We start from the raw sequence: 20074 nt of genomic DNA, 5'->3' as shown, positions 1-20074 counted from the left end.
CATGGCTCGACTCTACAGAAGACCATAAGCAGCCGAGCCTGGGCTCGGCTCTACATTTCCGAAGGCGCAGCGCGGAATCCACTGAACACCGACTCGGCGGCAAACCCCACGCCACCCAGCAGCACGCCGAAATACACCACCGTAGCCACCACGAAACCATAACCAGCCGCCACCGCCGCACCATCGCGCTGGATGAAGCCGATCGCAAACGACATCAGCGCCAGTGCCGGCAACGTATTGCTGAACGGAATCGGCCCGGCCGGCGCCATCAGCAGCAGGGTCGCGAACACCAGCATCAGGTTGTTCAGGCGCATCATCTTCTTCGAGCGCACCATCACCGCCAGCCGCATCGGCCGCGACAGGCGCTCCATGCGGTGCACCCATTTCAGCGCACGGCCCAGGTTGGCCTTCAGTTTGTCGGTGGCGATCTCGCGGCGCGCCAGTTTCTGCGGCACCCACAGCGGGCGGTTGCGTACGCGGCTCAGGCCGATCAGCAGGATCGAGGCACCAAACACCGTACTCAGCCCGGGAATCGACACCGGAATGATGAAGATGGCCGAGAGCAGGATCACGATCAGCAGCAGGCCCTCATCGCCCAGCGCGCTGAGCAGGGTACCGACGCTCACCTGGTCGCCGGGCAGCTCGTCGATCATCTGCTCGATCTGCTGGGCCAGGGGCGCGCTGTCATTGGTTTCGGGGGCACGGTAGGTCATGCGTCGCAAGGTTCTCCAGGGAAGGGCGGTCAATGGGCCGTCCTGCGGTGGGGGACGCACAGGCTCCCGCAGTATCCCGGCCAACGTGGGCAAAGAGGTGAACCGGGCATGAGGGGTTAAACTGGCGTGCCCCGCACGAGTTGAACGCAATGGACATGGGCCGCAGGCAATCGACCATCGAACTGGTCGCCATCGACATGGATGGCACCCTGCTGGACCCCAGCCACACGCTCACCGCGCGGGCCAAACAGGCGATCGCGCAGGCGCGCGCGCTGGGCGTGCACATCGTGCTGACCAGTGGCCGCCCGGTTCCGGGCCTGGAACCATTCCTGCACGAGCTGGGCATCACCGGCGACGACGACTACTGCATCGCCTGCAATGGTGGCCTGGTGCAGCGCATCGGTACGCGCGAAACCGTGGTCGAGTATCCGCTCAGCTTCGACGACTTCCTGTTCTGCGAGCAGGTGGCCCGCGACCTGGGCGTGCATTTCCAGGCGCTGGACAGCCAGCGCATGTATACGCCCAACCAGGACATCAGCTACTACACCGTGGCCGACTCGCATCTCTCGCGGATGCCGCTGTCCTATCGCCGCGTGACCGACATGGACCCGTCCATGTCGTTCATCAAGCTGATGATGATCGACGAGCCCGACGTGCTGGATGCCGCCATCGCGCGCCTGCCCAGCGAACTGACCGAGCGCTTCGCGGTGCTGAAGAGCGCACCGTTCTTCCTGGAAGTGTTCGACCACCGCGCCGGCAAGGGCCCAAGCCTGCAGAAGCTGGCCGAGCACTTGGGCATCGACCGCGCCAACGTGATGGCCATCGGTGACCAGGAGAACGACCTGACCATGCTGCAGTACGCCGGTACCAGCGTGGCGATGGGCAATGCCATCGACGCGGTGAAGGCGGTGGCGCGGTTCGAGACCACCAGCAATGCAGACGAAGGCGTGGCGCGCGCGATCGAGCGTTTCGTCCTGCAGTAACCGCGCGTTCCTACGCCCCGGTAGGTGCCAACCTTGGTTGGCGCACGCACACCGTATGCGCCGACCAAGGTCGGCCTCTACCATGTCCCATCCGCCCTGGTAGGTGCCAACCTTGGCTGGCACACGCAAACGGCAAGCGCCGACCAAGGTCGGCCTCTACCAGGCTCCCTCTGCCCAGGTAGTTGCCAACCTTGGTTGGCATACGTAGACCGTAGGCGCCGACCAAGGTCGGCCCCCACCACGCCCAGGCTATACCCACGTATAACCCACCCATCCCCATCGCCATCCGCGCTGTACCACCGCGCAATGGCGAATGCGGCACTGCGATGCAAGAATTTCGCACGTCGAAATCACCCCATCGAATCCCACGGCAGATGATCGCCTTCGTCTGCTGACCGGCGCGCACCGCGCCGTCACTCCCTCAACGCAATCGCATCGCCAGCCAGGGCGCCGACACCGGTGCTGCAACGCGCTGGGCGTGCGCCTGCGCCGCTCTCTCCCTGCACCCTGGATCTGCCCATGAACACCCCACCCACGACGCGCCTCGCTCTGGCCATCATCACGGCCATCACCGCACCTGCGTACGCCGCCGAGATTCACGACGCAGCACATGACACCCCCACCACCTTGAACGCCCTGCAGGTCATCGCCACGCCACGCGGCGCGGCCGTTGCGCCTACCCAGGTGGTCGGCCCCAACCGCTACATCATCAAGGCTGAAGACCTCGACGCGATGGTCACCGGCAACAATGGCCTGGCCATGCTGAAGCAGGTACCGGGCGCCAGCTACACCGCCACCGATGGGCTTGGCCTGGATATCTCGGCCACCAGCCTGTTCGTGCGCGGCTTCCGCATGAATGAAATGGGCATCACCTTCGAAGGCGTGCCACTGAACGACAACGGCTTCCTCTCGCTCACCGGCACCAGCGTGGTGAACGTGGGCGTGCCCGATGGCATCGGCGCGATCACGGTCAGCCCCGGTGGCGCACCGGTCAGCGTGTTCTCCAGCAGCGTCAACGGCGGCAGCCTGGAATACCGCCTGCGCGAGCTGCAGGACACGCCCAGCCTGCGCGTGAAGCAGGGCGTGGGCAGCAACAACACGTTGGTCACCACCGTGTCCGGGCAGAGTGGCCAGCTCGGCGAGCATGGCCCGAAAGTGCTGGTCGACCTGCAGCGTGTGTCTGCAGACAAGTACCAGGGCGAGGGCACCCAGAACTTCCTGCGCGGCGACCTGAAGCTGCAGCAGGATGTCGCCTGGGGTGACTTCACCGTGTTCCTGTCCGACAGCAAGGCCAAGGTCTGGGGCTACAACAACATCTCCTTCGACATGATCCGCAAGCTGGGCTGGAAGGCCGACATCTTCTATCCGGACTACGCGTGGGCCTGGTACGTAGCCTCGCCGGAGAATGCGGACAAGTCCTGCGGCGCCTACACCTGCGGTGAGCTGTCCGAACTGATCCCGTACGACACCGGCCAGATCACCCGCGATCGCGTGTCCTCGATCAACCATCGCTTCCAGATCAACCCGGCGCTGAGCGGCAACGTGCAGTTGTACAACGCCAACAGCCACACCCAGGCCACGCTGACCGACCCGACCGTGCCGTCGCCCAACGGCGCACCGTTCTCCGAACAGGTGCAGACGCCGCGTGTGAATCGGCTGGGTGGCATGGTCAACCTGCAGTTCGAGACCGGCGCGCACACCTTCACCGCCGGTTTCTGGCAGGAGAAGAGCAAGGCCGCGGCCAAGACCGAGTGGTACCAGCAGCCGCTGCTTGGCGAGGGCCCGCCGCTGAAGGCCACCGGTCCGTTCGATGTGTACGGACCTGCGTTCAAGACCGACAACGCATCGAGCTGGGTGACCCGCTCGCGCCAGTTCTACCTGCAGGACGACATCGTGTTGAACGACACGCTGAAGCTGGGTGTCGGCTTCAAGGCCGTGGACTTCCGCACCAGCGGTGGCGGCCTGGGTGATGCCAAGGATCGCCCGGTGAACGGCACGCTGCGCGCGAAGAGCAACTTCCTGCCGCACGTCTCGCTGTTCTGGAGCCCGACCGAATCCACCGACGCCTTCATCGACTTGGCCAATACCATGAACGGCTATCGCGTGGCGCAGCGCGGCAACATCGGCTACACCGCCTCCGCGTGGACCATCACCGACCAGGAAGAGTTCGACCGCGTGGCCGGCACGCTGCGCCCGGAGAAGAACTGGAATCTGACCGTCGGCGCGTCGCATCGCTTCGACCGGCTGACGATCACCGGTGACGTGTTCTACAACGACATCCGCAACCGCCTGCTGTCGGCGGCCATTGGTACCCAGTTCGCGCAGATCAACACCGTGCGGCTGATGCCGAAGATGCACGTGATCGGCGCTGACCTCGGCATCACCGCCGACCTGACCGACCACCTGCAGTTCTACCAGGGCGTGGCCGTGGCCCGTTCGTACTACGACAGCGATTTCGTGGTGGGCGACACGGTGTACCCGATCAAGGGCAACGCCCAACCGGGCTACCCGCAGATCTCGCTGGTCAGCGACCTGTCCGCGCACTTCGGTGACTGGCGCCTCGGTGCCACCAGCACCTCCTACCTGCGCCAGCCCTTCACCTACGAGAACGACATCCGCGTGCCGACCTTCTGGCAGGTCAACACCTATGCCGCCTATCGCTTCGGTGCGGACAGCGTGGTGCCCGGCCTGGAACTGCGGCTGGACGTGAGCAACCTGTTCAACCGCCACAACATCGGCACTGCCACCATCGCCGGCTCGTCGTTCTCGGGGGACTACCAGACCCTGCAGCGCAGCGCGCCCCGGCAGCTGATGTTCAGCACCTCGATGGCGTTCTAAGTAGATCCACGCCATGCGTGGATGCACCTGGCGGTCCCCAGGCAGGTGCCCAGATCCGCCCACAAACCCGCCTTGCGCAATCAACAGGGATTTTCTGGCGGCGACGCAAGGTTCCCACAATGTTGCTGGGTCATGCTGTCGGCATGGCTCAGTACAACCCCCGATCACCGTTGTTCGGCATACGGAGTCATGGACGGCCCCGGCAGGCGCTGTCCGTGGCGCCTGTGATCGACCTGCAGGCCGAGTACCAGTTCTGGCACGTCTACGAGCGTGTGGTCCGCCCGTTGCCCGGTGGGGGGCTGCGGCTGGCCTGGCTGGTGTGCCAGAAGGTGTACCGGGACCGGTGGCAGCACCCGCACGACAGCGACGAGGCGGCGTTGTCGCGGGTGTTGTTCGGCGGGAACATGACGGCTGACCGGGCGTCGGAGCTGGCGGAGCTGCACGCGCTGGTCAGCCGTCGGGTGGCGTTGCTGGCGAAGCGTGGGCGCGTGGATTCCGCGGCGTGATGTGCGGGGAGACGCCCTTGGCGTCGCCGGGCGACCATGACCCGCTTTGGTTGCCCGCTGCCGTGACCTGCTCTGGCATTGACCCATCCGCTGCCATGACCTGCTCTTGGTAGAGTCGACTGTCAGTCGACTGCTCTACTCATCGGCTCCTCAGAAAACCGCGCTTCGCGCGCGAGTCGACTAACAGTCGACTCTACCAACGTCCTCTCCAACCGGTGCTTCTAAGGCTTTCCCCGGTCCAGCTGCCGGTATCCGATCGCTTCAGCCAGATGCGCCGTCTGGATCACCTCGCAACCCGCCAGATCCGCAATCGTGCGCGCCACCCGCAGAATCCGGTGCATCGCCCGCGCAGAAAGCTGCAGGCGCTCAATCGCCTGCTCCAAAAGATCCTGATCGCCCTCGCTCAGTTTCGTACAGGCACGCAGCGCCGCCGGTGGCAGATGGGCATTGAGCCCGCCACGCGCCTGCTGCCGGGCATGCGCGGCTTCCACCCGTGCACGTACCGCAGCACTGGGCTCACCCAGCGGCGTACTCTCCCGCAGCTCCACCGCGTCCATGCGCGCCACGCTGATATGCAGGTCGATACGGTCCAGCAACGGGCCGGATACCCGCGCGCGATAGCGGTTGATGCGCTCGTCACTGCACAGGCAGCGATTGCTGCGGTCGCCGGCCCAGCCACATGGGCAGGGATTCATCGCAGCCACCAGTTGGAATCGCGCGGGGTACTGCACGCTGCGTGCCGCGCGGGCGATGCGGATGTGGCCGGACTCCAGCGGCTCGCGCAGGGTCTCCAGCGCGCTGCGGTTCCACTCTGGAAGCTCATCAAGGAAGAGGACTCCATGGTGGGCCAGTGATATCTCACCGGGGCAGGGCGGGTTGCCCCCACCTACCAGCGCCGCCGCACTGGCACTGTGATGCGGTGCCCGAAAGGGTCGCTGCCGCCACCGTCGTGGGTCCAGTCCTTCGCCACTCACCGATGCAATCGCGGCCAGCTGCAGCGCCTCAGTCTCTTCGGTATCCGGCAACAGGCTGGGCAGGCGCGAGGCCAGCAGTGTCTTGCCGCAGCCAGGGCTGCCGATCAACAACAGATGATGCCCACCCGCTGCGGCCACTTCCAATGCACGCCGCGCATGCGCCTGCCCGCGCACGTCGGCCAGATCCGGCAGCGGCAATGGCGTCGTGTCCACGCGTTCCACGGGCGGCAGCAGGCGCGGATTGCCCAATCCGGCGCAGCACTCCAGCAGGGTACGGGCCACCCGCACATCGGCGTGCTCGGCCAGAGCAGCTTCTGCGGCATTGCCCGGCGGCACCACCAGGATGCGTCCGGCTTCGGCCGCCGCAATCGCCGCCGGCAGCGCGCCGGCCACCGGCCGCAGTTCACCGGTCAGGCCAAGCTCGCCCAGGAATTCGTACTGCAGCAGCGACTGCGGATCGACCTGGCCGCTGGCCGCCAGAATGCCCAGCGCGATGGCTAGGTCGTAGCGGCCGCCTTCCTTGGGCAAGTCGGCGGGTGCGAGGTTCAGCGTGATGCGCCGCTGTGGAAAGTCGAAGCGCGCGCAGAGCAGGGCGGCGCGCACGCGCTCGCGGGACTCACGCACGCTGGTCTCGGCCAGTCCCACGATCTGCGTGACAGGCAGGCCGCCAGAGAGATGCACCTCCACCCGCACCAGCGGGGCATCGACCCCGGCGCGGGCACGGCTGTAGACCAGCGCCAGGCCCATGTGTGGTTTCCCGTTTAAAGACATTGAATAGTGCAACAGCAATCGGCGGTCAGCCATCGGGGACTGCATCAGACGCGGCTAGGAAATGCCCTAACGTTGAATGAAAGTTGTGATGGGCAACGCAGCGACGCCCGTCACTTTGGACATTGAAGTAGGCGTTGATCGAGATGTGGGAAGTTGGAGTCAGTAGTCGGGTCCCGGGCAAGCCCGAATCATCGTGTACGAACGCACAGGCGAATCTTCTTTGGTTGATGGAACATCATGGATTCGGGGAATTCCAAGTTCCGGCTCCAAAGCGTTGCCTCATAGAAACGGGTCCACGTGACCAAAAGGCGAGTAGCGCTAATCGTCAACAGTTGTTCCCGCCAAAGTGACGCATATGGCTGAAAATGAGATGTCCCAATGCGCGGCTGATGGGTGAATATGAAATTCAAGATCTGACCAAAGCCCTTTACATCACGGTGTTTGCAAGTCTGCGAGAAAGGAATGGAGCGCCGATAGGAAGAATCAATTGTCATTTCATTGATGTCGGTGACAGAAGAGTATCCAACACTGAGTCCATCGTGATCCGGAGAAGAACGGTAGAAATCCAAAAGTTCGATGCCTTGTTCTTATCTGCCTATCAGGGAGATTGCGACAGTAATGTCGGTGCGGCGTCTGGCAATTGGATGCCGCTGGTATGCAGTATCTCTGGCGGGCCGAAAGTAAGTCGCTCGTTCAACATGTTGAGAAATCGGTTCTCAGCCTGTGAGTCTCTAAGGATCAGTTTCCGGTTCTGGTGAGTACATGTGGAGCAATGATGTGTGCTGCCATTCCCTGCCGTTGGCGGTGCACGATGAAAATTATGAGAGGAATTTCTATGGCGAAGAAGTGATGGAGTGAGTTCAGAGGCTCAATTGCCCCATCTCCTGGGATCAGGAACATTTCTCCCCGGGGTGGTCTTATCCATCCTTCTCCGCGTACCAATCTGCGCGTCTGATCATTCAGATGCGCAGTGTGCCGCCGATTACCCAACCTTTGGCTGGGGTTGATCGGAAATTCGTAGTCAACCAAGGAGGAATGTCATGAATCGTGTACTGAATCTGCAGCGTTTGGCCTTCGATACCAATGTCAGCCTGATGGGCAATAGCTGCAGCAGCTCCACACACAGCTGCTGTGATGGCAACGTAGAGGATCCGCGGCTGTAATAGCTGTCGCTGCATGACGTGTCGCCGCCGGCTTCCTAGGTGTCCCGGCTACACCACATGTATTGCCACACCAATCTGATCGATCTACCGCAAGGGATTCATCATCGACGCTATCGACCCAGCGACATGGCCGAGAGTGACTCATCGGCGAATCTCCTATCAGAAAGAGGATCCTTCATTGAATCGAGTTCTCAACTTGCAGAGACTGCTTGTGGAAAGCACCGTGTCTGCGCTTGCCAACAGCTGTACCAGCTCCCAGCACAGCTGCTGCGCCACGCCTGTGGAAGGAGAGCGTTAACACAAGAGTCGTCAGCTGATCGTGTGATCCGCCAGCTGTCGTGAGTAAGTGCCAACTCAGGGGGCGCGCTCATCCAGGGACGATGAGCCAAGGAGAGTGACGCTACCTTGAGTCACTAAGGAGAGAAAGAATGAATCGTGTACTGAATCTGCAGCGCCTGTCTCTGGATACCTCGTTAAGCCTGATGGGCAACAGCTCTACCAGTTCGACCCATTCATGCTGCGGCCCCACGGAGGAGCAGAAACTGCAGTAGTTGACCTAGAGGAGGGCGCCGGATATCTGGCGCCCTCCCATGACAATGCCGGCTGCCAGTGCTCGGTTGGAGACTGCGGGCCGATCATCTCCAAGGATAGCGCGTGATGTCTTCCAGAAAACCTACGCTGCGCGAGCTGCGGCATGTTGACAAGGTCAACTTCATCAGCAGCGACGAGCGCTTCTACGAGCCGAACTACGAGCATTACAGGCCGAGCGATGAGCTAGTGTCGATTGTTGATCAGCTTCTAGTGGCGCATGGGCAAGGCTGGGGCATTCGCCGGATCGGAGTGTGGTCCCATGTCTTGCCACTCGCGAGGTCTGGCTCGCGGTCGCTTCCAGCTCAGGGTTGGAAGATCCATTTGTCAGCAATCGAAGATAACTGCAAGCAGATTCTTCAGCGTGTTGCTGAGCTTCTGCTTCAGCGTGATGTGGAGTTTAAGTTCGCCAACGACTGCCGCACGATGAGGATGATGACATCCAAGCGTTGGCCCCGAGGTGGATCTGGGAAGTTCATTACGGTCTACCCACATACGGAGACTGAGTTCAAAGAACTCATCGAGCTGATGTACCAAGAGGTGGGGGCGAATGTCGGATCTTACATCCTGTCCGACAAGCGCTACAAAGACAGCCGCTGTATCTACTACCGGTACGGCGGCATCATCCAAGTGAACCGTCTGGACTTCATGGGAAGAATGATCCCGATGCTTGTTTCACCGTCAGGAGACCATGTCCCTGATCATCGGACCCCGTACTTCGAGACTCCTGAGTGGGCTCAGGATCCCTTCCCTGCCGAGGAAGAGGAAACAGGGGAGATGGTCTTGAACAACGGTCGCTACTTGATCGAGAGCGCGCTGGGCTTCTCGAACACTGGTGGAGTGTACCTGTCAAAGGACACTCTCACCGGTCGCCAAGTCGTCATCAAGGAGGCCAGGCCCCATGTGGAGCTCTATGAAAATGGCGGAGATGCAACCACCCGCCTGAAAAGAGAGATGTCGAATCTGAGCATCCTCAGTCCGCTGGGAGTCGCCCCTGCAGTCTTGGACTCGTTCTGGGATTGGGAGAATTTCTACCTCGTTGAGGAGCATTTCGATGCTCTCGACATGCGGCAGGTCATGCTCCAGTTCTCGCCGCTGATGACGGTGCGCCCAACGGTGGCAGACAGTGAGAAGTTCTATGGGATGTATCGAACGATCTTCATTAATCTCTTCAGAGTCGTTGATCTGGCGCATAGGGCAGGAATGGTTATTGGCGATCTGTCACCCCCAAATATTCTGGTTAAGAAGGAATCCCTGGAGGTGCGGTTGATTGACCTGGAAGCTGCATTCCGACCGTCTCATGGAGAATCCGACGACATCCATACACCTGGATTCAGAAGCAAGATGAAGAGCAGGACAAAGGTAAGCAGCATCGAGGATGACCTGTACGCAGTTTCGGCGATCATGATGTACTCCATGTTTCCGATCGTGGCGATGGCGTATGTCAGAGACGACCTCTTCGACAACGTCCTTCCCATTCTCGTCCAGGATATCGGCTGGGAAGGGACCCCGGTGCTCGATGTGATTCGTGGTCTCGCGCAGGGACGGATCGATCTTCGCGAGGCCGAAGAATGGCTACAGGTAGGAGCCTCAATAGATGAGCCGTACGGTATGCGCGAGGCTTCTTCTGAGCCAGTGGAGCACTTGATAGAACGGTTGTCTAGGTTCGTTCTGATGAACTATCGACTGAATTCGAAGTACACGCTGTTTCCTTGTGACCCCTTTGCTCTCTCCACAAATGCAACTAGCTTGGGATTTGGTTCGTCCGGCGTAATCTACGCACTCACACGCGCCGGTGCCGAGGTGGCCAATGAAGTACTCGAGCGGCACTTTTCGGATGCAGGACGTCTTCATGAGGCGAACACAGCGCCCGGTGTGCTGACGGGGCTGGCGGGAATCGGATGGGCCCATTTGGCCATGGGCTACGATTCTGTCGGGCTTGGCTTCATTGACATGGCCAACAGAAGTTCAGTTCCGAAGGGCCAGATCTCGTTCTACTACGGAGCAGCCGGCATCGGAATGGCGAATCTGGCAGCCTTTCTTGCCTCGCAAGGCACGAACTATCTGGAAACTGCCTTAGAGCTCGGTCTGCAGCTGAAATCATCTGCGGTTCGTACGGAGAACGGAATCTATTGGGAGGACGACGGCGTCATTCGAGTAGGACTCGGCTATGGTCAATCCGGAGTGGCGCTTTTCTTCCTCCGGCTGTCTCAAGTGACCGGCGATTCTAAGTGGAGGGCGATAGGAGAGTTGGCACTGGCCTACGACCTGTCGAAGGGAAACGAGCTGGAGGCAGGTATCACCACGTTTGCCGCCGCACCTACTGGCCTAACCACCTACGAACCCTACGTGGAGCAGGGTACCGCAGGCATTATAAAAGTCGCCATCAGGTACGGTCTCTGGGATGTAGTTGAATCTCTGGCCTTGGATCTCTACCGCAAGTATTCCGGATTTTCGGGTCTTATTTACGGCCTTGCCGGATTGATAGACACTCTGGTAGATGCCTATGTGTATTCAGGAGATGCAAAGTACCTGAATCTGGCCAATCGCCCTTATGAGGGGCTGACCGACATCTATGTTTTTGGCGACGATGACACAGCGGCGATACCGGGAGAGAACCTGTTTCGCATTTCCTGTGACTACGCCACAGGTGTTGCTGGGGCTATCCGGGCCTTGCATCGACTGAGTTCGCCGTATCCCGATGAATTCTGTCTGGACATCTTGGACGCCCCCTTCTTGAAGGTGCAGGCAGGCCATCAGCTGGGCCCTACCCTCATGGAAGGGCCTGAGTGGGGAATAGGACAAGAATGAGTACGCCGAGCGGCAGCACTGCGGTGGATCCTGGCCGCGGCCACACACCATGGCGTGACTTCTCGCGTTTGCTAGGCGAGAACCGGAATGAGTACGTGGCGGTGACGATCACCTCCTGTGCAATTGGTGCATTTGAAGGTCTGATACACCCCCTCCTGATCAAGGCGATTCTTGATGAGGCGTCGTTGAGGGGCGATTTTTCGCGTTTGATGTACCTGATCCTTGGCTATCTTGCGCTAGGTGTGTCGCTCAACGTGGGTGCCTACGTGACTTCGCTTTGGCAGCAGCGATTGGACAATCGCATTGTGAGGCGAGTCAGTGAGGAACTTCTGCGCGTCTTCTACAGTGAACGCTACGAAGACTTCCTGCGAAACGGAGTGGGATACTACATTTCGCGGATCAGATCTGACGTAAAGGATGGTCTGGTACCAATGCTTGCCTTGGTCAGAGGAGTTGCAGTCAAGATCTCCATGCTTGTGGCCTTGGTCATAGCACTGCTCTACATCTCATGGAAGGCCTTCGCAGTTCTTGCCGCGATCATCCCAATTGCCACGATTGTCAGCTTGGTGGTCGGCAAACGCATCAGTGCTTTGACATCTACGGAGCGGGAAAAGGAAGCCCAGGTTCTGGTTGTCCTTGCCAGAGCTGTTGGAAGCCTGAAGATGGTGGGGACGTTCGGATTGACAAGCAAGACGTTGAGTTCGTTCGATAGAGGCATGCACGGCCTCTTGGATGCAGGCTACAGTCGATTCAAGGTGGTGCGCACACTTCAAGGCGCAAGTGATCTGACGATGGTTCTGTCGGATGTCTGCTCGATATTCGTTGGTGCGATATTTGTCTTTCAGAAGAAGATGACATTTGGTTCGTTCATTGCATTCATGAACGCATTCTGGCGTGCGGCTACAACCCTAATTGCCATCTTCAAGAACTGGGCAGATCTGAAGAGCTACGGCGCCACGGTTCATCGAGTTTCAGGGTTTCTTGAGTTGCGAAAATCGTCTGAATTTAGGTATTCAGAAAGTGTCATAGCCGATCGCTTGTCCTTTAGCTTCGGCCAAACCAGCGTTCTTCGAAATGTATCCACAGTCATTGATCGGGGGCAGAGGGTTCTCGTCACTGGTGACAACGGCTCTGGAAAGACCACACTTGCCAACATCCTCGCGAGGCACCTGCTGCCCACAGCAGGCAGTCTTTCACTGCCTGCACGAATCAGCTCATCCACTCTGCCGCTCGCATTTCCTCCTCTCGCCATAAAGGACCTTGGGGTTGACGTAGAGCTTCTGAAGACACTGGCTGTATTTTCTTCAGAGATTCTTGAGGCCTATCCTGACCAGCTGTCTGCGGGTCAGCAACAGAAGGTTGCCTTGGCCATGGCACTTAGCAAGAGGGCCGATCTCTATGTATTGGACGAGCCACTTGCGAACCTGGACGCCGGCATCCAACGTATCGCCATGGATATGATCATGACGATCACGAAAGGCAAAATACTGATAATGATCATGCACGGCGGAATCGAGTACCGAAATCTGTTTGATACAACTCTTGCGCTTGAGTCAGAGAGTGCTGGGACTATGGATGAGAACGCAGTCCAGCAGGCTTAGTCGGACCCCATGGGCCGGCGCAGAACAGGTGGGACAGCACAGGAGGGTTGCTTAGATGTTTGGCTATTACGTGAAAGTTGCGCTGCATAACGCCGCAAGGAACAAGGTCATCACTGGATTGGTGATTCTGGCGATATCGGTTGGCATCGGAGCGAGCATGACAACCCTCACAGTCATGCACATCCTGTCTGGAGACCCTCTTCCAGGCAAGAGCGGGCACATCTATTACCCTCAAGTTGATGTGAACCCAGAGTCCAAAGGACGTGAGCCCTATGATGTAATGGATTACCGCACCGCATTTGATCTATGGTCGGCCAAGCAGGCGGACAGCCAGGCGATGGTGGTATCCAATCCCGTCAAGGTTAGGTCAGAGTTTTCTGGCGGAGTACCGCTGATGATCTCTTCGATCTCAACAACTTCAGAATTCTTTGCGATGTTCGACGTGCCGCTACAGTACGGGCGCGCTTGGGGTGCTGAGGATGACGCGCGTCGCAGCCGTGTCGCAGTGATCTCAGATCGACTCAACCAGCAGTTGTTCGGCGGCCGCAACAGTGTCGGTCAGAGCTTAAGAGTCAAAGATACGAATCTTCAGATCATCGGTGTTCTAGGCCCATGGCGTCCTTCCCCACTGTTCTACAAGATCAGAGGTGGGCGCTTCTCTGGTGGTGAGACATCCGGCTTCTACGGTGTAGCGGACGATGTGTTTCTTCCTCTCTCAGCTAGCCTCGAGATCAACGAGGGCGACTTCCAACCGTTTACCTGTTGGGCTACCCCAGATCGTCCTGGTGTTCTCGAGAGCTCGCCCTGTGTCGCGGTCGCGCTATGGGTAAAGTTGAGTGGTCCGGAGCGCGTTCAGGGATACGATCGCTTCCTCCGTAACTATGCAGCTGAGCAGAAGCGCCTTGGACGTATCAAGCACGACGACAACACCCGGTTGAGGTCTCTGATGGAATGGCTGGACTTCAATCAGGTAGTTCCCAGCGACGTAAAAGTGCATACGGTTTTGGCCTTCGCGTTCCTTCTGATCTGCCTCGCAAACGTAGTCGGCTTGCTGCTTGCGAAGTTCATGAGACACGGCGGAGAGATCGGCCTGCGTCGCGCGTTGGGAGCGAGCAGAGTCGCTATCTTCACGCAGTGTCTGGTCGAGGCCGGTCTAATCGGTGCTTTGGGCGGCGTGCTTGGCTTGTTCCTAACGTTACTTGGCTTGTGGATGATACGCATCCAGCCAGTAGCATACGCAGATCTGGTGCACCTGGACATCGCAATGTTTCTGGTCACAGTCATTCTATCTTTGCTCACAAGCCTCTTGGCGGGTGCGATTCCCGCGTATCGAGCGAGTTTTATCCAGCCGGTTACCCAGCTGAAGCTGCTTTGAAGGAGTGTGCCATGCAAGTTGGAATCATCGTGGCGGCGCTGAAGAAGCACAAATTGGCCACATTCTTGATCACCATTGAGATAGCCTTAGCGTGTGCAGTTCTATGCAACGCAATCTTCATGTTCATGGAGAAGAGTCGAGCGCTCAACCTTGATAGTGGCGTTCAGGAGTCGTCACTTGGGATCGTCCAGCTCTCCGGATTCAGCGCAGAAGACGCACATGACATCAACGCCCGTGTGATGAACGCTATCCGGGCTATTCCAGGTGTGGAGGCTGTGGGCGCCATTAGTGCTGTTCCCTTTGGCGATCCTGGAGTCCGTGCCGGTGTGAACACTGACGAAGCGCTTGAGCGCTCTGGCGGTGTTCTGGATTTCTACCTTGGGGATGCTGTGGCGCTGAAGTTGCTCGGTTTGAATGTGGTGTCTGGTCGTATGCCGGAGCCGGCCGAGTATGCGCCCATCGAGCAGTACGTCCCATCCAACGCCCCGGTGCTGGTGACTCGGCAGTTGGCCGATCGCTATTGGCCGGAGCAAAGCGCAATCGGCCAAAGCATTTGGGCCATGGATACCCGATTCACGGTAATAGGTACCGTCGACCACCTTGCTGTCTCTCAACCGGGATTGGGAGAGGCATTGGGCAATGACTGGTCGCTCATCGTTCCAGCATTGGCCGGGCCTCGGCTCGCTGGCAGATACCTGGTGCGAGCCAATCCGGAAGATCTTCCGCAGATCTTTGGCCAAGTAGGGAGGGCTATATCGGCGGCTGCACCTGATGTGGTTTTTGACCATTCTGCCAGTCGCCCGGTCTCTGAACTCAGGTCAGACCACTTTCGCGGTGCCAAGGTCATGATGGGGTTGCTTGCCGCAGTGATCATTGCCCTTCTTGGGGCCACTGCATTGGGAATTGTGGGCTTGGCCAGCTATTGGGTAGAGCAGCGCCGGAAGCAGATCGGCATTCGTCGTGCTTTAGGGGCCACGCGATCGGATATTCTGCGTTACTTCCAGATCGAGAATTTTCTGATCGTCAGTCTCGGCATTGCGGTTGGACTGGTCCTTTCCTACGCGATGAATATTGGCCTAATGCGGTTCTACGAGTTGCCAAGGCTACCGGCAGCCTACTTGCCGGTGAGTGCTATAGCATTGTGGTTGCTAGGCCAAGCAGCGGTCCTGGTTCCGGCACTGAAGGCCTCAGCAATCACGCCCCTAGAGGCGATCCGCTCGCTCTGACCCATTTTAGGTGAAGCCGAGCCCGCAGCCCGACGACGCCAAGGTGCGACATGCTCGAGGCGCGATGTTCAACGTGATGCGCCGCTGCGGAAAGTCGAAGCGCGCGCAGAGCAGGGCGGCTCGCACGCGCTCGCGTGATTCGCGCACACTGGTCTCGGCCAAGCCCACGATCTGCGTGACAGGCAGGCCGCCAGAGAGATGCACTTCGACCCGCACCAGCGGGGCGTCGACCCCGGCGCGGGCACGGCTGTGGACCAGCGCCAGGCTCATGTGTGGCTTCCTGCGGAGGGATGTTTGATGGTGTGGCAGGCGCTCTGCGCAGGGATATCGGGGTTTGTTGGCGACGCAGCTAGGAGGATTCCGACGGGTGCCCGGAGCGTGCCTTGTTCCTATGCGGCGACCAGTCTCTGCAATGTGAGCGCCGGAACTCGCCCGGTATCAAGTGGATCGACGTTGATCAGCCAGAACCGCTGCCATCAGCCCATCCGTGGCCCCTGCCGGCTCTCTTCCTGCTGCCGCTCCTGCGCTTGCGCCAGCTGCTGCGACTGCTCCCGATCCTGAGCGTCGAGGCTCCGGTTGGCCACTGCATACTGCTGCTCCGGTGCGATCGCCAGGGCGTCCTGTGTTGGCATCTGCACCCGGTTGGCGGCGGGGTCCGAGGACGCGCCCGGCCCGGAGCGCGTCACGAACAGCGTGGTACCCGCAGCACGGGTTTCGGTGGCTTCACTCAATGCCATGTCTACTTTGTCGCCGGGCTTGAACCCGGCGTCTGCCGCAAGCCTGTAGGCGCTGGCCAGCAGGCGGTCGCTGCTCTGGTCCCACGGCTTGTTGTTCTTTTCATCCAGCACGGCTACCGACGAGCGCAACTGCTCCAGCAGCCTGCTGCCATCCGGACGTAGGACCGAGCTTTGGTCTCGGTCTACGTCAGCGTCGTGCTGCGTGGCAGGCCTGGAGGCGTGTGGCGAAGGTGCGTCCGGTGCGACGCCCGCAGGTTGCTGCTCTTGTTCTGAGGTCGTGCGCCGCACGTGTGCCTGAGCAATCTCCTCTGGCGTGGTGACGGAAACGATCTGCATGCGCTCGTCATCTTTCCCAGCCAGTGTGGCCAGCGAGCCATCCTTCTGTACCTGCAGCGTGAACGTGCCGAAGTCGGGCACGGCGCGTGCGTGATCCTGGGCAACGGCGGCTACGGCGTCATCAATCTCTTCGGCACTGCGCACAATGCCGGCACTACGGTAGGCGTCCACCACCTGGCTGCGCAGGCCGTACTCGGTCGGCGTGGGGTTGGCCCGGGCGATGTCGGCCATGGACGTCAGCTCCTGTACGCCGGCCTGCTGGCTCTGGCGCGTACGATTGAGCTCCTCGATGATGCTGCCCTCGGCCGGGTTGGTGCCATACACCAAACCCGGCGTTTGCCACTGCCCGTTGGCGTCCTGTGTGTACTTCTCGCCGTTGGAGGCGCGCAGGGGCTGCGTCTGGGTCAGCGCGTTGGTGATCACCTCCGGTACCGGCTCAATGGTGGCGAACTCGTGCCAGTTGTACTGGTTGAACGCGACCTGGTAACGGGCGGCGAGCGCCTCGGGCGTGTTTGCCGCGTTCTGGGCAATGATGCGCTGCGATTCCCGTTCCAGTTGGCCGGACTTTTCCGGGCCGACGGGCACGCTGTAGTCAAAGGGAACGCGTCCATCAATCATTGAGTGGATGGAGAGGTTCCATTCGCCGTTGTGCGGATTGCGCACGTAGTGGCGGTTGGTTTCAAACGGCTCGCGCGGCGGCGTGCTCTCGCCGCCTGCATTGAGCTTGAAGGGGTTCTGCGGCCTGGGCAGGTTGGCCATGCCCAGTGAATATGAGTCGTTGGCGGCTTTGTAGTTCAGCTCGTCCACCAGCCGGCCACCGGCGACCATCGTGATCTCGCGGTAGCTTCCGTCGGGCTGCGGTGTGCGCACGCTGCGGCTCCAGGTGCTCTCTGAATCCTCCGGGTCGCGGCTCCATTCGTTGCCACTGCGGTCCACCTGGGTGTAAACGGCTTTCTTGTCCTGGTACTGGGCCCAGTACTCACCGGCGAAGCCGCCGGCCACGCCGCCCAGCAGTCCGGTAGCCAGCGCACCTGGCCCGGTCCACGAGCCGGTAACGACTCCGTACCCTGCGCCCAACAGGAAGCCGCCGCCAAAGCCGCCCGCGGTGCGCCCCACGAAGTGGGTGGCCGCAGATTTTGCGCCGGCGTCGTTGCCCTCGCTGCGCAATTCGGCCACGCGGTGGCCGGTGATGGCGAAGTCCACGGCCAGTGCGGCGACACCCGCGGCCCCGAGTACGCGGGCGCCGGTAATCTGTCCGCGCGCGGCGGCAGCTTCGGCGGCACCTTCTGCAGCGCCCGCTCGCCCTGCAGAGCCAGCCAGTTCCGGGGCCGTGCTTGCCGGGCCAGGGCGCACGATGGTCAGTGGCATCTCCGGGTTGAACGCAGTGCGTACGCGGGCAGCGGTGTGCTCGGTCAGCTGCAGGCGACCGCCCTGGTTGGCCTCCTGAATCGCGGTGCCCATCGATGCGCGGCCACCCCAGCGCTCGCTCAGGGTCGAGTTGCCGGGTTCGTCGATGGCATCCAGCGCCGCCTTCACATTGGCTTCGGACTGGGTGACAGCGCGCCAGCGCAACTCGGAGGGGTTGAGGGTCTTCAGTTCCGCAATCTGCGCGGCGTGGGTGCGCTGGTAGCCGTCCAGATCGGAGAAGAAGGTGCGGATCTTGGCGTTGGCTTCCGCCGCGGTCATGTTCTCGGGCGTGTTGGTGACCAGGTCGCCGTTGAGGATGCCGGCGCGAAGGGTGTATTCCAGGTTCTGGATGCGGGCACCCATACGCTCGACGGCGGCAGCGCGCACATCCGGCGGAGAATCCTTCGCCAGCAGGGTTCGGCCATCGTAGGTTTCCGTGAGGTCGTCGAGAACGAACTTCAGTTGATCCGTGTACGCACTCAACGGGCCGCCTGAGTGTGGCGAAATACCCAGGCGGGTTGCCAGCGCGGGGTTCGCGGGCAGGTTGAGAATGTTGTCGGGTCCGTGGAGCGTGAAATGACCACTCCTGGCAAGCGACTTCAGCAGTTGGCTTTGCTCGAACGCATTCTGTTCGATCAGATGGTGTCCCTGAAAAACCGGCGTGTCGGCCATGCGCACCACCTCGTTCAAGAATCCGTTTGAAGGAGCTCGTCTTAGAGATCGGCTACATCACGCAGCCGTACGCCGGAGAAGTTGGCCGCAGCCAATGCATCAAACATCGCGCGGTCGCAGATGGGCGGTGCGCCCATTCGATCCTGGCGGAAGATATGGGCATCGCCCACAACGTCCTGTTTGAACACCAGGCTGGCTCCTCCAACGAGGCTGTAAAGCTTCTCGTCCTCGCCGGTCTGATAATTGTGATCGAGCTTGATCCTCACGCGGGAAGCGGCTTCATCCAGGGCATCGAGCCTGCGCAGCACATTGCCCAGGTAGTACCGAGGGCCGGGGCTGCCGTCGGCAAGGCTGAAGTCGCAGGCCACAAAGGCAAACGCTTCGGGGTCCATCCGTTCAAACAGCTGCTTCAACGGTTCCGACACAATCCAGATGCCAGCGAGCTCTTCCAGATCGCGTGGCATTGCTCCCTTCTGGGGCACATGAATCAGGTGGGGGCGCTCCGGATACTGGCCTGGCGTTCCATCAGGACGCGAGACGACATTCATCCCTGGATCGATCAGCTTCTCTTCGTTGGCGATCTCTATGCCTGGAACCCTGCTGTTGCCCAGGAGGCCGGCGTCGATCAGGAAGAATTCGCCCTTGTGAGATGCGGCTTCGGCTGAAACTTCAGTGGCGGTCGATTCGGTCACGGGGGCGTCCATCTATGGATGCGGGGGCAGAACGGGAAAGCCGTTGGACCGATGCTAGCTGGGCTTCAGTGCAGCCACAAGTTGCGCCGAAACGGTGCCCGAGGTGTCCGATTCGCGTGAATCCCGGGAAAGTTCGGAACAATGCAGAAGAGGGCGCTGCGATTCATTCGTCACTCCGCACACAGACAGAAAACGCCGCGCCATACGCACGCTCAGTCCTTTGGTCGCATCCGCTCGTGGATGAAGGCGGTCAGCGCGAGGTCGGCCATCACCAGCCCCTCCATCACCCGGTCGCCCACGTACTGCTCCGGCTCGCCGTTCTGGCGCGTGCGCTCGGCCGCCAGCAGGATCTCCTGCACGATACGCTGGCCGGTGAGCGCGCAGTCGGCGTCGGACAACGCCATCTGCCGGCTGCGCAGGTGATGGCGCTCGGGCCAAGGCTGGCCGTCGGCCGCAGCGCCCGCGCCGATGGCGTGCAGGATGGCGATGAGGCTGTTGCGGTCTGGGGCCGAAGCGCGTGACGGCGCTTCCTGGATCGGGCGCGGGGGAGGGGAGGGCGGCGTGGTCATGGCGGGCTCCGTGCAAGCAGGCAGAAGCCGCCACCGATAAAGGTGGCGGGCAGAGCGTGGCTCGAAAACCGGATGTTGGGAACCGGCGGGTACAAGACCCCCACGCCCCGCC

The 20074-nt window shown here is 60.7% G+C and carries 14 protein-coding genes and 1 pseudogene; 9 read left to right on the top strand and 6 right to left on the bottom strand.

Annotated features, from left to right (window positions below; genetic code table 11):
• Positions 1–50: 50 nt before the first annotated feature.
• Positions 51–713: an exopolysaccharide biosynthesis protein gene (locus ACZK3W_RS20620; protein ID WP_049400821.1), complete on the bottom strand. Its 663-nt coding sequence runs from the start codon at positions 711–713 to the stop codon at positions 51–53.
• A 149-nt stretch (positions 714–862) separates the two neighbouring features.
• On the opposite strand from ACZK3W_RS20620, the gene yidA reads away from it, so the two are divergent.
• The 3 genes from yidA (at position 863) to ACZK3W_RS20605 (ending at position 5040) form a co-directional block, all read left to right on the top strand.
• Positions 863–1696, top strand: a complete 834-nt coding sequence (gene yidA, locus ACZK3W_RS20615) for a sugar-phosphatase (RefSeq protein WP_125894288.1) — start codon at positions 863–865, stop codon at positions 1694–1696.
• Between the two features lie 519 nt (positions 1697–2215).
• The gene (locus tag ACZK3W_RS20610; RefSeq protein WP_125894286.1) at positions 2216–4534 is read left to right on the top strand and encodes a TonB-dependent receptor; all 2319 of its coding nucleotides are present in this window, start codon (positions 2216–2218) and stop codon (positions 4532–4534) included.
• 119 nt (positions 4535–4653) lie between these two features.
• The gene (locus tag ACZK3W_RS20605) at positions 4654–5040 is read left to right on the top strand and encodes a hypothetical protein (protein ID WP_121504208.1); all 387 of its coding nucleotides are present in this window, start codon (positions 4654–4656) and stop codon (positions 5038–5040) included.
• Between the two features lie 221 nt (positions 5041–5261).
• Here ACZK3W_RS20605 and ACZK3W_RS20600 read toward each other — a convergent pair whose 3' ends face one another.
• A complete protein-coding gene (locus ACZK3W_RS20600) occupies positions 5262–6761 on the bottom strand; it encodes a YifB family Mg chelatase-like AAA ATPase (protein WP_125894284.1) in 1500 nt (499 codons plus the stop codon).
• Between the two features lie 1064 nt (positions 6762–7825).
• Between ACZK3W_RS20600 and ACZK3W_RS20595 the strand changes: the two genes are divergently transcribed.
• The 6 genes from ACZK3W_RS20595 (at position 7826) to ACZK3W_RS20570 (ending at position 15549) form a co-directional block, all read left to right on the top strand.
• Positions 7826–7948: a class III lanthipeptide gene (locus tag ACZK3W_RS20595; protein WP_221740460.1), complete on the top strand. Its 123-nt coding sequence runs from the start codon at positions 7826–7828 to the stop codon at positions 7946–7948.
• Between the two features lie 428 nt (positions 7949–8376).
• Complete coding sequence (locus ACZK3W_RS20590; RefSeq protein ID WP_197573012.1) at positions 8377–8499, top strand: class III lanthipeptide; 123 nt, start codon at positions 8377–8379, stop codon at positions 8497–8499.
• A 106-nt stretch (positions 8500–8605) separates the two neighbouring features.
• A complete protein-coding gene (gene lanKC / locus ACZK3W_RS20585; RefSeq protein ID WP_478450237.1) occupies positions 8606–11347 on the top strand; it encodes a class III lanthionine synthetase LanKC in 2742 nt (913 codons plus the stop codon).
• The gene (locus tag ACZK3W_RS20580) at positions 11344–12948 is read left to right on the top strand and encodes an ABC transporter transmembrane domain-containing protein (protein WP_125894280.1); all 1605 of its coding nucleotides are present in this window, start codon (positions 11344–11346) and stop codon (positions 12946–12948) included. Before lanKC ends, ACZK3W_RS20580 begins: the two co-directional genes overlap by 4 nt.
• A gap of 55 nt (positions 12949–13003) precedes the next feature.
• Positions 13004–14323 (top strand): ABC transporter permease, encoded by a 1320-nt coding sequence (locus tag ACZK3W_RS20575; RefSeq protein ID WP_478450236.1) that lies wholly within the window; start codon positions 13004–13006, stop codon positions 14321–14323.
• An 11-nt stretch (positions 14324–14334) separates the two neighbouring features.
• The gene (locus ACZK3W_RS20570) at positions 14335–15549 is read left to right on the top strand and encodes an ABC transporter permease (protein ID WP_125894276.1); all 1215 of its coding nucleotides are present in this window, start codon (positions 14335–14337) and stop codon (positions 15547–15549) included.
• 57 nt (positions 15550–15606) lie between these two features.
• Here ACZK3W_RS20570 and ACZK3W_RS20565 read toward each other — a convergent pair.
• The 4 genes and pseudogenes from ACZK3W_RS20565 to ACZK3W_RS20550 all read right to left on the bottom strand — a co-directional run.
• Positions 15607–15819, bottom strand: a pseudogene (locus ACZK3W_RS20565) (magnesium chelatase domain-containing protein); the annotation flags it as partial.
• Positions 15820–16025: 206 nt separating this feature from the next.
• Positions 16026–18701, bottom strand: a complete 2676-nt coding sequence (locus ACZK3W_RS20560; RefSeq protein ID WP_125894274.1) for an XVIPCD domain-containing protein — start codon at positions 18699–18701, stop codon at positions 16026–16028.
• Positions 18702–18742: 41 nt separating this feature from the next.
• Positions 18743–19405, bottom strand: coding sequence for an imm11 family protein (locus ACZK3W_RS20555; RefSeq protein WP_071227692.1), 663 nt, complete (start codon positions 19403–19405; stop codon positions 18743–18745).
• A 200-nt stretch (positions 19406–19605) separates the two neighbouring features.
• Positions 19606–19962: a hypothetical protein gene (locus ACZK3W_RS20550; RefSeq protein ID WP_125894272.1), complete on the bottom strand. Its 357-nt coding sequence runs from the start codon at positions 19960–19962 to the stop codon at positions 19606–19608.
• Positions 19963–20074 lie beyond the last annotated feature (112 nt).

Source organism: Stenotrophomonas sp. 80084_Sma (genome assembly GCF_056481995.1).
The sequence above is the reverse complement of the archived record's forward strand: the minus strand, read 5'-3'. Positions and strand labels throughout refer to the sequence as shown.